This window comes from Lysinibacillus sp. JK80 (assembly GCF_027557635.1).
In the GTDB taxonomy this organism is placed as follows: Bacteria; Bacillota; Bacilli; order Bacillales_A; family Planococcaceae; genus Lysinibacillus; species Lysinibacillus capsici.
In genome coordinates this window covers 390767-407329 of record NZ_CP058997.1, presented here as the reverse complement: position 1 = coordinate 407329, position 16563 = coordinate 390767, and the positions used below count along the sequence as shown (strand labels likewise).

General features: G+C 39.8%; 13 protein-coding genes. All 13 read right to left on the bottom strand.

Annotated features, from left to right (window positions below):
- Positions 1-15: 15 nt before the first annotated feature.
- Positions 16-861 carry an AhlS family quorum-quenching N-acyl homoserine lactonase gene (gene ahlS / locus HXV90_RS02055; protein ID WP_048392394.1) on the bottom strand — a complete coding sequence of 282 codons (846 nt, stop codon included), beginning with the start codon at positions 859-861 and terminating at the stop codon, positions 16-18.
- Positions 862-888: 27 nt separating this feature from the next.
- Positions 889-2310, bottom strand: a complete 1422-nt coding sequence (locus HXV90_RS02050; RefSeq protein ID WP_112118388.1) for an aldehyde dehydrogenase family protein — start codon at positions 2308-2310, stop codon at positions 889-891.
- 100 nt (positions 2311-2410) lie between these two features.
- Positions 2411-3412: a LacI family DNA-binding transcriptional regulator gene (locus tag HXV90_RS02045; protein ID WP_231595618.1), complete on the bottom strand. Its 1002-nt coding sequence runs from the start codon at positions 3410-3412 to the stop codon at positions 2411-2413.
- Positions 3413-3484: 72 nt separating this feature from the next.
- Entirely contained in the window at positions 3485-4705 is a 1221-nt protein-coding gene (locus tag HXV90_RS02040) for an RtcB family protein (RefSeq protein WP_269898246.1), read from the bottom strand.
- A 104-nt stretch (positions 4706-4809) separates the two neighbouring features.
- On the bottom strand, positions 4810-6660 hold the full coding sequence (locus tag HXV90_RS02035; protein WP_269898245.1) for a dynamin family protein: 1851 nt from the start codon (positions 6658-6660) through the stop codon (positions 4810-4812).
- Between the two features lie 256 nt (positions 6661-6916).
- Complete coding sequence (gene rbsK / locus HXV90_RS02030; protein WP_269898244.1) at positions 6917-7801, bottom strand: ribokinase; 885 nt, start codon at positions 7799-7801, stop codon at positions 6917-6919.
- 408 nt (positions 7802-8209) lie between these two features.
- Positions 8210-8800 (bottom strand): 3-isopropylmalate dehydratase small subunit, encoded by a 591-nt coding sequence (gene leuD / locus HXV90_RS02025; RefSeq protein ID WP_269898243.1) that lies wholly within the window; start codon positions 8798-8800, stop codon positions 8210-8212.
- 33 nt (positions 8801-8833) lie between these two features.
- A complete protein-coding gene (gene leuC / locus HXV90_RS02020) occupies positions 8834-10243 on the bottom strand; it encodes a 3-isopropylmalate dehydratase large subunit (protein ID WP_048392387.1) in 1410 nt (469 codons plus the stop codon).
- A gap of 17 nt (positions 10244-10260) precedes the next feature.
- The gene (gene leuB, locus HXV90_RS02015) at positions 10261-11361 is read right to left on the bottom strand and encodes a 3-isopropylmalate dehydrogenase (RefSeq protein WP_004231422.1); all 1101 of its coding nucleotides are present in this window, start codon (positions 11359-11361) and stop codon (positions 10261-10263) included.
- A gap of 184 nt (positions 11362-11545) precedes the next feature.
- Positions 11546-13081 carry a 2-isopropylmalate synthase gene (locus HXV90_RS02010; protein WP_048392386.1) on the bottom strand — a complete coding sequence of 512 codons (1536 nt, stop codon included), beginning with the start codon at positions 13079-13081 and terminating at the stop codon, positions 11546-11548.
- Positions 13068-14102, bottom strand: a complete 1035-nt coding sequence (gene ilvC, locus HXV90_RS02005) for a ketol-acid reductoisomerase (protein ID WP_016991908.1) — start codon at positions 14100-14102, stop codon at positions 13068-13070. The genes HXV90_RS02010 and ilvC overlap by 14 nt, the downstream gene beginning before the upstream one ends.
- A gap of 86 nt (positions 14103-14188) precedes the next feature.
- Positions 14189-14704: an acetolactate synthase small subunit gene (ilvN, locus tag HXV90_RS02000; protein WP_016991907.1), complete on the bottom strand. Its 516-nt coding sequence runs from the start codon at positions 14702-14704 to the stop codon at positions 14189-14191.
- Positions 14701-16467, bottom strand: a complete 1767-nt coding sequence (gene ilvB / locus HXV90_RS01995; protein WP_054550476.1) for a biosynthetic-type acetolactate synthase large subunit — start codon at positions 16465-16467, stop codon at positions 14701-14703. Before ilvB ends, ilvN begins: the two co-directional genes overlap by 4 nt.
- Between the last annotated feature and the right edge of the window lie 96 nt (positions 16468-16563).

The following is a 16563-nucleotide window of genomic DNA, read 5'->3' as shown; positions in this document are numbered from 1 at the left end:
CTTCTCTACTCCTATCTATTCATAATAGCCTTCCGTTGATTTTCTAAATGATTTAAATTGAATAGGATCATGGCCAAACCATACCTGTGAATTTGTTTCATTTGCTAGTCTTCGAATCCGTTCCACTGTTGAATTATAGCCTACAGAATCGTAGATAATGCCTGGTGGCTTGACAGGAGGCCCAAAGCTTTCTGCCGTATAAATGGCATCTGAGGCTAAAATAATACCACCTGTGTCAGGCATTTGAATATGCAAACCTAGCATTCCCCAAGCATGACCACTACCAAAATTTAATACTTGTATCCCTTCAGCTAGTTTTACATGATCCTCGCCACGTTTGATTAAGCGCCATTGTAGATTGTTTTTAATCCACATATCAATGTCACCCCAAACATAGGCACCGTCTTTCACGTTTCTAGCATATGTTTGTAATGTGCCATTAAACTCATCTTCCTGTACAATAATTGTGGCATTTGTAAAGAGTTCTAAGCACCCTGCATGGTCGAGATGCAAATGGGAAGCAACAACATATTTGATATCCTCTGGACGAACATTTAATTCTTCTAGACGATGATGTAAATAGCATTCTTCTGGCATATTAATAGGAAATGCTTTTTGCGTAAATTCACCCCATCGCCCTTCTGGACCCATCGAGTTTGGATTGCATGCAGTATCAAATAGAATTTTGCCTTCTGGATGATCAATCAATACTGTATAAACAGGGAATTCAACAAATTCATTTGGCTGGTTTGGATGATCGATGGTTGCGGGATTGTGCATCGCAATCATATAATTTTTATCCATTCGCATCGTACCATTGTCCATCACATACAATTTTGGATGTTGTTTAATCATTTTCATTTTCCCATCTCCATTCGTGATTATTAGTTATTGGTTATTCCAAATTACTAGCTTCATTTCCGTCATTTCTTCTAACGCATATTTAATGCCTTCACGGCCTGTGCCGCTTTCCTTTACACCACCATATGGCATGTGATCTACTCGATAAGTAGGTACATCATTAATGATGACTCCACCAACGTGCAATGCTTTTGTAGCCTGAAAAGCTGTCTGAATAGAAGGAGTGAAGATGCCTGCCTGTAGGCCATAGTGAGAATCATTGATAGCCGCTATCCCTTCATCAATGGTGGATACCGTATTGACGATAACAACAGGTGCAAAAATTTCTTCACAGGATACACGACTCTGTGGTTGAACATTATATAAAACAGTGGGCAATAAAATATGATTGTCAATGTGACCACCTGTAATTACTTGTGCCCCTTCAGCTACTGCCTCTTCAATCCATTGATAAGCACGCTGTTGTTCAGCTTGTGAAATCATCATAGCAAGATCTGTTTGATTATCCATTGGATCACCAATTGTAAGCTGCTCTATTTTTTCCTTCAGCCGTATTAAAAATTCCTCCACCATACTTTCCATGACATAGATACGTTGTAAAGAAATACAGACTTGACCTTGGTTGGAAAAGGCCCCCATCACAATGCGATCCATAATACGCTCTAGCTGTACCCCTTCATCGATAATTACGCCTGCATTGGAACCTAATTCTAAGGTTACTTTCTTCAAGCCTGCACGATTGCGTAGAGAAATCCCTACCGCTGGACTTCCTGTAAACGTTATCATCTTAACATTTGGATGTGCTAAAAATGCATCGCCTACTAATTTACCTTGTCCAGTTACAAGATTAAAGGCACCTGCTGGTAAATTTGTTTGCGCCAATAATTTTGCCAAAAAATGGGCGGATAATGCTGTTTGTGTGGCAGGTTTCAATACAATCGTATTGCCTGCAGCTAATGCTGGCCCAACTTTGTGTGCTACTAGATTTTGCGGAAAGTTAAATGGTGTAATCGCAGCCACAACACCGATTGGCTCTCTTAATGTATAAGCAAAGCGCCCCTCTCCATTTTTTGATGCATCCATTGGAACCATTTCACCAGTAAGTCGCTTTGCTTCTTCTGCCGCAAATTTATAGGTTTCAACTGTGCGATCAATTTCAGCGTAAGCATACTTTAACGGTTTGGCTGATTCCATTGCTATGATACTTGCTGCTTCATCTCTATTTTCTGCAAAAAGGGTGGATAACTGCTCTAATATCTCTGCTCGTTGAAAAGCAGTTAATGCAGCCATTTGAGGAGCTGCAGCATGCGCACTTTCAATGGCCTCCTGTACATCTTTTTCAGTGGCCATCGCAAAGTGTGCCAATACCTCTTGTGAATAGGGAGCATGGATCTCCATCCATTCAGCAGTCATCTTCCATTCTCCATTAATCCATAAGCCCTTTTTCAATCGTAATTCACTCCTTTCTTTTTATGGTTACGTATTCATTTCAGAAAATAAAGAAATGAATACGTAACCATTTTGGTGTAAAAAATAAACTGATGGTCTATCAGTTTATTTTACACGTTGTATTTCTTGGGAAAATCTTAACAGACTCTGTTTGTCTAATGCAAGTACTTTTTTTCTCCATTACCTCAAATAATTTTTCGATAGCAATAAAACCTAAGTTCTCTTCTGATGTTAAACCTACTGTTGTTAAGGCAATAGAGTGATGTTTACTAAGCTCTACATTATCAATACCAATGATATTAAAATCTCTCGGAACCTGAAAACCTCTCTCTAAACAAAGATTCAATATTTCAATGGCAATGGCATCCGTAGCAGCACAAATAGCTGTTGGTCTTTTTTCGAGTTGTAAAAGCTCTGCAAACGCACGTTCAATATCCATTTTATTGGTGTTCGTTAAAAAAGTAGGCACTAATTTTGCATCTAGCCCATAATCCTGTAAAGCTTGTTCAAATCCCAGATAGCGTCCATAGAAGGTACTCATTTGATGTGGACCCCCTATCCAACATAAAGAGTCATGCCCTAATGATAGGACATGCTTGGTCGCAAGGTAACCTGCTTGAACATTATCAATTTCTACAAAATGTCTATTCTCTTTATGCTTACGGTTAAACATAATAAATGGAATAGCTAGTTTTTCTAGTTTATAAAATAAATCATCTTGATACAACATAGAAGACAATATAATTGCGTCTGCTTTCGTTTCTAAAACGGCATTGTAGATTGAATTAAGATTATCCTCTGTGCCAAAATAGACATTAACTTTATAGCCACGTGCATTAACATAATTCACGATGGCTGTAGTTGTATCAACAAAAAAAGGGTTGTGTAAGGGCCCCGAAATCAATGTAATAATACCTGTTTTTTTCTGAACAAGCGATCTTGCTATATCATTTGGCACATAGTTTAGTTCCTCTATCGCCTGCATTACTTTTTCAATTGTTTTTGGCTTTACAAGCTCTGGTGTATTCAATACTCTAGATACAGTTGTTTGTGAGACACCAGCATGCTTCGCCACATCTTTTGAAGATACCAAAAAAACCACCCATTTCATCATTGTGAAGCTATATTATATCATCTATAGAATACTGATTATAGTGATGATTCCTTCTCGACCTTAACGCTTTCGCTCATATGGCTTTGCAGCTTCACTCGCTTTAAAGTTATAAACAGGTTTAATAACTTTGACAATATCTACAGTTTCCCTAATCGCAGAAGTAATTTCTGTCATCGGCTTATAGGCCATTGGTGCCTCATCCAATGTTTCTTCATTGACTGATGTTGTCCAAATCCCCTGCATCGTATCTTTAAAATCGGCCATATTCAAAGCTTTTTTCGCTGCGCGTCGTGAAAACATGCGTCCTGCTCCATGGGGGGCTGAATAATTCCATTCCGCATTGCCTTTCCCTATACAAATCAGAGATCCATCCCGCATATTCATTGGAATAACTAGCTTTTCATCTTTATTTGCACGAACAGCCCCTTTGCGAAGCGTCATCGTTTCTGTATCGATATAGTTATGAATCGTATCAAACGTATCTGTAAAATGCCAATCCATCTGTTTAGCAATGGTTTCTGCAATGGTCCAACGATTCATCCGTGCAAATTGCTGTGCAATCTTCATATCATGGATATAATCATGGAAAGCTTCCCCCTCTAAATATGACAAGTCTTTCGGAACGAACGGTCTTTGTTCTTTATAGGCTTGTATCATGGATTGAATCTCTTGTTGTCGTCCTTGCTGTTTCATTGCCTCTATTTTTTCTGTCAAATCTTCTCGACGTAAATTTTCATAAGCTCTTTTTTGATGCCAATTAGCAACCTTTGCCCCTACATAGCGTGACCCCGTATGGATGAGCAAATAGTGCTGATCATCTTCATCTTTGGCAAGTTCAATAAAATGGTTGCCTCCCCCAAGTGTACCTAATGACAAGTTCGTATAGTCGTCTTTCAAGCCGCTTGCTCGAAATTGTTTACCTTCAAACTCTACAAAATGTCGGCTTGGCGATACTTCTTTATGAATATCCTGCCCACTTGGTACATATGTGCGAATGATGGCATCGAGTTGAGCAAAATCAACTGTTGTTACGTCAAGTTGTGCTACAAATACACCACACCCCACATCAATGCCGACAAGATTGGGTACAACACGGTCTTGCAATTGGATGGTCGTGCCAATGACACATCCTTTACCCGCATGATAATCTGGCATAATACGTACTTTAGTGCCTGCCATAAAAGCCTGGTCTGTTAATTCTTGAATCTGATCAACAGCTGTTTGTAATGCTGTTTGCGCAAAGATTTTTGCATTCGTGAAGCGTCCATTTATTTCAATCAAGTGTATCCCTCCTTACTACTTATACGTAAAACTGGAATGATTTGTTTCATATCATAAAGAAAACGTTCTAAAAGCATGCTACTTTTAGAACGTTTGGTGAAAACCTAATCTTCATATTGTACAACTAATTTTTTAGGTATTTCGGGTATATCATTTGATTTTACATCTTCTTCCCTTAAGTCAAGCATTTGCAGGGGATATTTTTCTTGCACCTCAAAAGGTATTGCAATACTTTCCATTTTATTATTCATTTGACTTCTTGCGAGTAAGCCATTGTTTGATAAATCAATGGCTAAAATAGCCTGCACAGTTTCCTCAAGCATGGCAGTATCCTTCGATTTCAACGGCATTTGCTCATTCATTAAAAATGGTTGAAGATGCTCTTTTATATAACCCTGTGCTTCGATTAAGCAAGAAAATTCATTTAATTTTTCAGCATAGCGCTTTAACTGACGCTTATCTTTTGCACGCTGTTGATTTAGTTTCTGTACCTTTTGTTCAATACGGCTCATGCGTACTTTCACTAAATCAATCAAAAAAGGCTGTGTATCTCGAATCGCCTGTAGCATTGAAACCTCTGCTTGTTGTACCTTGGCATATTGGGCGACACAAACCTCTTGCTGCTCATTGAGTTTTTGAACACGCTCTTTGAAAAATTCATTTTGCGTATGTTGGCCAAAGAAAGCTTTCATAAGACCTTTACCATGAATTTTTTTATGTTGTGCATCTAAACGCTCATATTCGCGTAAATACTCACTGTGCATGTTGCGGTATTCACGCAACATTTGTTGATAGTGCACAGCAATTTCAGTAAATTCTTCCACCTTGGAATCGTGTAAATAATCATGTTGCGCTATCGTTTGTAATAGCTGATACAGTGTTTGAACCTGTTTAAACGTGTTCGCTACCTGTTCATATTCTTGCTCATATTCTTTGACAATTGCTAAGTCACGTTGATAGCGAGAATATTCATATTGGGTATCGCCTGCATATTTTTCTATATTCTCTACAGCAGATTGAAATGGATCTCGTTGTGGAATTACAGTTAATTCGAAGCGGAATCGTTCAAGCCATTGTAAGAAGCGAATTAGGATGGCATATGTTTTTTTATCACTATTTTCAGCCACACGATGAATGTGAGCAATTAATTGATCATACTGACTTTTTTGCCAAAGCTCATGACTGTCTGTTTGTTTGGCTACTAGTGCATTAATTGCTGAAATCCCTATAAAATCACTCATCAAATGACCAATACGTTGTTGTTCAGAGTCCATAAATGCTGTAGCATGTTCCTCATCATCGATGCCGTTGATGACACATAAAGGTTCAACACCTTTATTCTTTAACGTTTCAATCAAGAGAAGTTCAGCATCCATTGCCATTGAACCAGCGCGTAACACCCAGAAAATTTCATCAACACGGTTCATAAGCGCCTCTGAAAAATAAGCCATTTCTCCTCCGCCTGCTTCTAATGACACAGAATCAATTATTGTCACGGATTTTAATAAATCATTTTTCAAATAGACTTCTAGATAATCTAAGTGTTCACGTAAAATCTGGGAAGCAAACGTATCGCCAGTTGTTAGTAGCTCTAATTTACTGAGATCAAATACAGCGACAACACCATCTAAAAAATAAGCTTTAATCTCTTCTTGCTCGCCGTAGCGTATAAACGTATTTACACTTGTTGGATGCTGATCATCTACCGATAATATTTCGCGTCCTAGAAGTCCATTCACAAGTGTTGTTTTGCCCACCCGCTCTTTTCCAACTATTAAAATCATCGTCTGGTTATTGGCATCTTGAATGATTCGATTTAAATGTTTTGCTGTATCTTTCACATATGTATTTTGGACGATGATGCCATACAAGTGTCGTAGTTGGTCAACAAATTGGGGCAAAATATTATTCGCTGAGGTTGTATTTTCGATTGGCGTATTGTCAATGTTCGTCATCCTCAAAACCTCTTTTCGTATGTATCTATAAGACCATTATAAATGAAACTATGGCTTTTCTAATACATGGATTGATGAAAAGAGGACAATATACTTATACGTTTATACGACAAATAGGAATTCATCCTTACACCTATTTCCTGTATGCTTCATATATGATTGCTACACAGACTAAAGGGAATAGTCCCAGCTATGAGTTTAGAAGTATTAGGCTTGGAGATTTCTCTCCAAGGTTGCTGAATAGCTGACCTTTGTCCTATCCCTCCAAACCAGCCATACGTGCATAAACAGCTCCAAGTAATGGCATTCCACCTTGGGCACCTAGTTTCTCTACAGATAAGGAAGCAGCGATATTAGCAAAATATACAGCCTCATCCAACGATTGCCCTTCTACTAAAGCATAGGCTAAAGCACCATTAAAGGTATCACCTGCGCCCGTTGTATCCACGACTGTTGTCATATAACCTGGAACATGAATTGGATAGGAGCCATCGAAATAACGTGCACCATCACTTCCTAGCGTCACGATTAATTTATTAGGATATTTTTCTAAAACTTGTTCCACTGGCTCGTTAAAAATTTCAGCACATTCTGTCTCGTTAGGTGTTAAATAGGTAATATCGTCCATCCACTGCACATCAAAATTGGCTGCTGGAGCAGGGTTTAACAGTATCGGAACACCCGCTTCTTTACATAAATGAATGGCATGGGCTGTCGTCTCTTTAGGGATTTCAAGCTGTATAATTACCAAGTGACTTTTTTGTATCAACTCTTTTGAAGCTTCAAGATGGGATATGCTTAGGTCATAATTAGCTCCAGGTACGACAACAATTCGATTATCGTTATTGTAAATAAGTATATTAGCAATGCCTGTAGGAGCAGTGGTGCTTTTTGCAATGGCGTTTGTCTGAATCTGCTCTTGCTGTAAAGCGGCATGTAATGTCTCACCAAAATGATCATTCCCTAAACAGCCAACCATCGCCACCTCACTGCCAAGACGAGCTGCGGCAACTGCTTGATTAGCCCCTTTTCCTCCTGGAACTGTTTGAAACGAGTTACCTAGAATGGTTTCCCCCTGCTTTGGAAAAGCATTCATTTGTACAACTAAATCCATATTTAAACTTCCTATAACTGTAATCATGGAATTCCACCTTTCATCTTTTGATCAAACAAAAAACAACTGAAATGAGCAGTATCATTTCAGTAGCTTAACAATATAAAAATTCGTATAAACTAAAAACCTATCGACTGTTTTATGGATGCCCTAAATTCTTTCACTTACTGTAAATCGATACGAGCTTCTTTTACTCGTTAAATGAAAACGATCTAGTCACTCAGGCTATCTTCCTGTTATGCGAAGCAATGCTTGAGATGACGCTTTCAAAAACTGGCTGGATTTGTCCTTTAATATACAAATATTTTTATAATGATAACATAGTGCCACCTTCGCATTTGATGTTTCCTTTATTATAAATAATTTCATATAGGAAATGCACTACAAACACAAAAAAACTGAAGACAACATAAAACTTGTCTTCAGTCCTATCAATTAATAGGCTACTCGCTTCGCCTCATATGCGGCAATGTGGTCCTCATATTTAAAGGTTAAGGCGATTTCATCCCAGCCATTCAGTAACGTTTCTTTATAGTATGGGTCAATTGTAAAATGATAGACTATACCATCTTCCCCTGTTACGGTTTGCTCTGCAAGATTTACTTCCATACTATAGGGCTTTGCTAAGCCTTTTGCTAAAATAGCATCACATTCCGATTCTGTTAGCTTAATCGGTAAGATACCGTTTTTGAAGCAGTTATTATGGAAAATATCTGCAAAAGAAGGTGCAATCACAACGTTAAAACCGTAATCTAAAATTGCCCATGGCGCATGTTCACGAGAGGAGCCACAGCCGAAATTATCTTGCGCCACTAGAATTTTAGATTCTTTAAATTCAGGTTTATTTAATACAAAGTCAGCTATTTCATTCCCTTGTGCATCGAAACGCCAATGGTAAAATAAAAACTGTCCAAAACCTGTGCGCTCAATACGTTTTAGAAATTCTTTTGAAATAATTTGATCGGTATCAACATTTTTTCGATCAAGTGGTGTGATGACACTATTTACGATATTAATTGGTTCCATTTTTCAATCATCCCTTCCCGAGTAAAGCAAGACTTACACTGTTTCCTTCACAAATTCACGTACATCGACGAAGTGACCTGCAATCGCAGCGGCTGCTGCCATTGGTGGTGACACTAAATGTGTACGAGCTCCAGCGCCCTGACGTCCTTCAAAGTTGCGGTTTGAGGTAGAGGCACAGCGTTCTCCAGCTGGTACGACGTCATCATTCATCGCAAGACACATCGAGCAACCAGACTCTCGCCATTCAAAGCCTGCATCCATAAATATTTTATCTAAACCTTCTGCCTCTGCTTGTTTTTTCGTTGTATGTGAGCCTGGGACAACGATGGCTGTGACCTTGTCATGCACCTTACGCCCTTTGATGACATCAGCAGCTGCACGCAAATCACTAATGCGTGAGTTTGTACAGGAGCCAATGAAGACATGCTGGATGTCAATGGATGTTAATGGCTGGCCTTCCTCTAAGCCCATATAGGCAAGTGCTTTTTGAAGTGCCGCCTTGTCTGATTCATCCTCATAATCTGCTTGTGTTGGAACATGCCCAGAAACACCAGTACCCATCGATGGGTTTGTTCCCCACGTAATGATTGGTTCAATTTCTTCAGCTTTTATAATACGAACCGTATCGTACGTTGCATCTTCGTCTGAAGCAAGACTTAACCAGTAAGCGGCTGCTTCTTCCAATTTTTCTCCCTGCGGTGCATATTTGCGTCCACGAATATAATCGACTGTTGTTTGGTCAGGTGAGATAAGCCCTGCTTTTGCGCCTGCTTCAATTGACATATTACAAATCGTCATGCGTTCTTCCATAGATAGTTTGTGGATAGCCTCTCCAGTGAATTCCACAATATGTCCTGTACCAACACCTATTCCGAACTTGGCAATGATGGCTAGAATAATATCCTTTGCCGCTACCCCAACTGGTAGCTCCCCTTCAACACGAATCTCCATCGTTTTCGGCTTATTTTGCCATAATGTTTGCGTCGATAATACATGCTCCACCTCTGATGTTCCAATACCAAATGCAATGGCCCCGAAGGCACCGTGAGTCGATGTATGAGAATCACCACAAACAATGGTTTTACCAGGCTGTGTTAATCCAAGCTCTGGCCCAATCACATGGACAATCCCTTGGTCAGGGTGACCCATGCCTGCTAACTCAACGCCAAATTCCTCAGCATTTTTAGCTAATGTTTCGATTTGATTGCGCGCAATGGGATCATGGATAGTTGGTAAATTTTTTGTTGGTACGTTATGATCCATTGTCGCAAAGCTTAAATCAGGACGACGCACTTTACGTCCGTTCATGCGTAACCCTTCAAAAGCTTGCGGAGATGTTACTTCATGAATTAAATGAAGATCAATATATAACAGGTCCGGTTTGCCCTCTTCCTGATAAACAACATGTTTATCCCAAATCTTTTCAATTATATTTTTACCCATTGTCTTCACCTATTTCTTTAAATATATGTTGTCATAATACTTTGTGATACAAAGCTAGTATCAATTTCGTTAATTACCTTATCTGTCCATTCATTAGTTGATAAAATACGACTGCCGTCACGAGCAAGATCTGCTGTAAAGTAGCCATCATCAAATACTGCACTTACCGCGCGTTCAATTTCTGCTGCTTCTTCTTTTAAGCCAAATGAATATTGCAGCATCATCGCTACGGATAAAATGGTTGCAGCAGGATTTGCTACACCTTGCCCTGCAATTTCTGGTGCGGAGCCATGTACTGGTTCATATAAGCCAAAATTATCACCACGAATGGATGCTGATGGTAAAACACCTAGAGAACCAGTAATAACAGATGCTTCATCACTTAAAATATCACCAAACATATTTTCAGTAACGACTACATCATAGTGTCCAGGATTTGTAATAAGTTTCATTGCGACAGAGTCTACTAGGTTATGTTCTACGATTACATCTGGATACTCTTTTTTCTTTGCTTCTACAACTTCACGCCATAAGCGACTTGTTTCAAGCACATTCGCCTTGTCAACAGAGCATAATTTGCCACCACGTAAACGTGCTAGTTCAAAGGCATTTTCAACGATACGCTCTACCTCTGCTTTAGAGTAAACCGTTGTATCAATTGCGCCATTTTCAGTACGCATACGTGGTTCCCCGAAGTATACGCCGCCTGTTAGTTCACGTACAATCATTAAATCAACGTTTTCAGCCACTTCACGCTTTAATGGTGAAGCATCTAGTAAACTCGGGAACGCCTTTACTGGACGTAGATTGGCAAATAAATCGAAGTGTTTCCGAATTCGTAGTAACCCTTTCTCTGGGCGCAATTCAGGAGGGTTTTGATCCCACTTTGGACCACCTACAGCTCCTAATAAAATCGCATCACTATTTTCACACATCTCGATTGTTTCATCAGGTAATGGATTATTATGCTGGTCAATCGCAGCACCACCAATTGTTGCATATCCTAAATGAAATGTATGATTAAATCGTTTACCAATCACCTGTAATACACGTACAGCAGAAGCAACAACCTCTGGCCCAATTCCATCACCGGGAAGTACTGTAATTTTTCTCTCCATCGTCAAAACACCTTTCTTTGTATAGCGTATTCGCTAATTTAGTAAAGACGCTCACCTACCTTTTATCGAGGTGAGCGTAGTCATTACGTCTAAGCGTAATTTTTGGTTAATTGATACAATACGCCATGACATCATTGCATCCGACTTGTGAATGGTACTTCATACAATTCACTACCTCAGAAACCTATACAGGATGTGCGCGAAGGCTTGCTTGAATTAAATGACGGTTAATAGCATTTAAATAAGCTTTTGCCGATGCTTCTAAAACATCTTGAGAGGAATTACGGCCTGTAGTCGAAACCTCATCATAGCGAATATTAATAACCGCTTCACCCAGTGCATCTCGTCCTTTGCCAACCGAAGTCACACGGTAATCAATGACATGTACAGCTCCAGGTACAAGTTGCTCCAGTGTATTAAAAATTGCTTCTACAGAACCAGAGCCAGTAGCTACAACGGTTTTTTCTAGTCCCTCAGGTGTAAGCACAATGGCTGTAGCTGTAGGAATATTTTCAGTACCATATTGCACCTGCACCATTTTCAACTCAAAGAGTGGTACATCTTCTACTTGAACTTGTTGCTCAGTAAGAAGAGTAAGTAAATCTTCCTCTGTAATTTCTTTTTTACGATCAGCCAATTTTTTAAATTCCACAAATGCTTTGTTCAACTTTTCATCAGAAAGATGGAAGCCCATTGTTTCCGCACGATCACGGAAGGCTGCACGACCAGAATGTTTCCCGAGAACTAATGGAATCTCACCTTCGCCGATTAAAGCAGGTGAAATAATTTCATAGGTTTCTGGATTTTTTAAGACACCGTCTTGATGGATGCCCGATTCGTGTGCAAATGCATTTCTTCCTACAATTGCTTTATTTGGCTGAATCACAACATTTGTCAATTTACTGACTAATTGAGACGTACGTTTAATTTCTTGCAACTGAATGCCCGTTTGCACCTGATAAATATCCTTGCGAATATGAAGTGCTACAGCAATTTCCTCGAGTGCCACATTACCTGCGCGTTCGCCGATACCATTAATTGTTCCTTCGACTTGTGCAGCACCATTTTCTATTGCGGCAATCGTGTTAGCTGTTGCCATCCCTAAATCATCATGACAATGGGCAGAGAATTTCACTTTGTCAGCACCTTTGACATTTTCCAGTAGGAACTTAAATAATGCACCATATTCTTGCGGGGATGCATACCCTACAGTGTCTGGAACATTAATCGTTGTTGCACCAGCAGCAACCACTTCGTTCATAATTCGCACTAAAAATTCACGATCAGAGCGGAATGCATCCTCGGCAGACCATTGTACAAGTGGGAAGTACTTTTTAGCGTATTTAACAGCCTCTACCGCTTGCTCCACCACTTGCTCAGGGGATTTTTTTAATTTGTATTCCATATGAATAGGTGATGTGGCTAGAAAAATGTGAATATGTGGCTGTTGTGCTACTTTTATCGCTTCCCATGTAGCATCAATATCCTTTTGGATACAGCGAGCTAACCCCGTCACAATGGAATTTTTTACTGTACCTGCAATGCGATGGACTGCATCAAAGTCACCGGGTGACGAAGCAGGAAATCCTGCTTCTATAATTGTCACACCAAGGCGCTCTAATTGTTTGGCAATTTCAATCTTCTCGGCTGTGTTTAAGTTGATCCCAGCAGATTGTTCACCATCCCGAAGCGTAGTATCGAAAATATCAATTTTTCGCACTTGTCGCCACTTCTCTCACAACTTTTTCTTTACCTTCGTTGATGAATGGCATCATAGCACGTAGTTTTGCGCCTACTTCTTCGATTTGATGGTTCGCACCAGCTTCTTTGAATTTTGTATATTCTGGACGACCATTTTCATTTTCTTGAATCCAACGACGAGCAAATGTACCATCTTGGATATCTGTTAATACGTCTTTCATACGAGCTTTTACAGACTCATCGATAATGCGTGGTCCTGCAACATAATCTCCCCACTCTGCTGTATCTGAAACTGAGTAGCGCATTGTTGCCATACCGCCCTCAAACATTAGGTCAACAATTAATTTAAGCTCATGTAGTGTTTCAAAGTAGGCTAATTCTGGTTGATAACCAGCTTCTACTAATGTTTCGAATCCTGCTCTTACTAGCTGTGTTGCACCACCACAAAGTACCGCTTGTTCACCGAATAAATCTGTCTCTGTTTCTTCTTTGAATGTTGTTTCAAGAAGCCCACCACGTGCAGCACCGATTCCTTTACCATACGCAAGCGCTAAATCTTTTGCTTGGCCTGTAGCATCTTGGTGAATAGCGAATAGTCCTGGTACCCCAGCACCTTCTTGGAATTGACGACGAACTAGATGTCCTGGTCCTTTTGGTGCTACTAAAAATACGTCAACGTCTGCTGGTGGTGTAATTTGACCGAAATGGATATTGAAGCCGTGTGCAAACATCAATGCTTTACCAGCTTGTAAATGTGGCGCAATTTCCGCTTCATAAACTGCTTTTTGGCGCTCATCTGGTAGTAGAATTTGGATAACATCTGCTTCTTGTGCTGCTTCAGCCACTGTTTTCACGTCAATACCATCTGCTTTTGCCGCATCGAAGGATCCACCTGGACGAACCCCTACTACCACGTCAAAACCTGATTCTTTAAGGTTTAAAGCATGTGCATGACCTTGTGAACCGTAACCGATAATTGCGATTTTCTTTCCTTTTAATACGTCCTCGTTGATATTTTGCTCATAGTACATTGTAGCCATTGTTAATTTCCTCCTAGAATATGTTTTGTTTTTTATAGCTTTAGATACTTGCTCTGTCTATAAAGCTATTCATTTTTATATGCAAACTATTTTAAAATAGAGAGCTGCGGGTTTGATACTTTTTGTGTTTCACGAACGGAGGCAGTTGCCCCTGTACGTGTAAGTTCTTTAATGCCATATGGTCGAATGAGTTCGATAAAGGCATCAATCTTCTCTGGATGCCCTACTACTTGATACGTCACAACATTTTTGGCTGTATCAATAATTTGGGCGCGGAACGGTTCAACAATTGAATTCATTTCCAAACGTAAATTTGGTGGGGAAATCACCTTTACTAGTGCTAGCTCTCGCAGAACAATCGATTTATCGGTAATGTCATTGACCTTTAACACATCAATTTGCTTGGATAACTGTTTCACTAGTTGCTCAATTTTGCGTTCGTCCTCTATGTTGACAACGAAGGTCATCTTTGAAAAATTCGGTTGCTCCGTATGACCTACTGTAATCGATTCTATATTGAACTGACGCTTCATCAATAAACCTGTCAAACGGTTTAATACACCACTTTGGTTAATCACAGTTACGGTAATTACTCGCTTCAATTTTTTTTCACCCCAATCATTTCATGTAAGCCTGTGCCAGGTGCTACCATTGGGTAAACACATTCAAGCTGTTTCACTCGACAGTCAATTAATACTGGCTCATCAGACAGAAGTGCCTCACGGAAAATAGACTCTGCTTCATCGATTGTGTTAATACGATAACCTTTAATGTTATAAGCATCAGCTAACTTAACAAAATCTGGTTGGATCGGCATAAGTGATGATGAATAGCGCTCTTCATAGAATGTTTGTTGCCATTGACGTACCATGCCAAGACAGCTATTATTCAAAATCACTATTTTTACTGGTAAGTTAAATTCCTGTAGGATGGATAGCTCCTGTGCCGTCATTTGGAATCCTGCATCTCCTACAATCGAAATAACTTTTTTGTCTGGCTTCGCAAATTGGGCGCCAATTGCGGCCGGGAAGCCGAAGCCCATCGTACCAAGTCCACCAGACGTTACCCATGAATGATCATTATTTAAATGATAATATTGTGCTGCCCACATTTGATGCTGCCCAACATCTGTCGTCACAATGGCATTACCTTCAGTTACCTTGTGCACTAATTGCAATGCCTCTTGTGGTAGGATTTCTTGCGTATTTGTATCCTTGCAATACCATAATGGATATTCCATCGCATGATTCCTTAAATAAGCTAACCAATCGGCTGTATCAGGACCTTGGAAATCCTTTTTCAATAGTGCTTTTAAAGCCTCCTTGGCATCAGCAACAATTGGAATATCTGTCGGTACATTTTTGCCAATTTCAGCAGGATCAATATCGATATGGATAATCGTTGCATTTGGTGCAAATGTAGCTAGATTACCTGTTAGACGATCATCAAATCGTGCCCCAATATTGAGTAATAAATCCGATTTTGTGATCGCTGTATTTGCTGTAGCTGTACCATGCATCCCAGCCATCCCAAGGAATAAGTCATGTTCACCATGGATGGAGCCCAATCCTAGCAATGTGTTCGTTACTGGAATACGATATTTTTCTGCGAAAGTCGTTAATTCCTCACGTGCATCCGCAAAAAGAACACCTGCACCCGCTAAGATGATTGGGTTTTTTGCCAATGAAATGGCTTGAATCGCCTTTTGGACTTGTAAATAATTTGGTTTATATGTTGGCTGATAGCCTGGTAAATAAATTTCATCAGGTGCTTGCGGTGGATTCTCTACATCAAACAACATTTGGGAAACGTTTTTTGGGAAATCCACGACAACTGGTCCCTTACGACCTGTGCTAGCGATATGGAAAGCTTCCTTCACAATACGGGGAATATCATTGACATCCTGCACCTGATAGTTGTGCTTTGTAATCGGTGTTGTAATCCCCATAATATCGGCTTCTTGGAAAGCATCTGTTCCGATCACAGATGTCGCAACCTGTCCTGTAAAAACAACCAATGGAATAGAGTCGATCATGGCATCCGCAATACCTGTTACAAGGTTTGTTGCACCAGGTCCACTTGTGGCAATAACAACGCCCGTTTTACCTGAAACACGAGCATAGCCTTCCGCCGCATGAATAGCACCCTGTTCATGTCTTGTTAAAATATGGCGAATTGGGTTTTTATACATCGCATCATAAATTTGTAATACGGCTCCTCCTGGATAGCCAAAGACAATTTCAACCCCTTGATCGTGCAATGCCTGCACTAATACATCTGCACCGTCCTTCGCTTGATAGGTTTGTTCAGCTGTTGCTGTTGTAGCTAATTGTTCTTGTTCATTGATTGAAACATTCGCACTCATCAAATTATGCCTCCTTCATTTCTTTCAAACTCACACATCAGTGTTGTAGATTAGTGAAGTGTCAATAGCTGGATTGACTATTCCTCTCATCCTTTT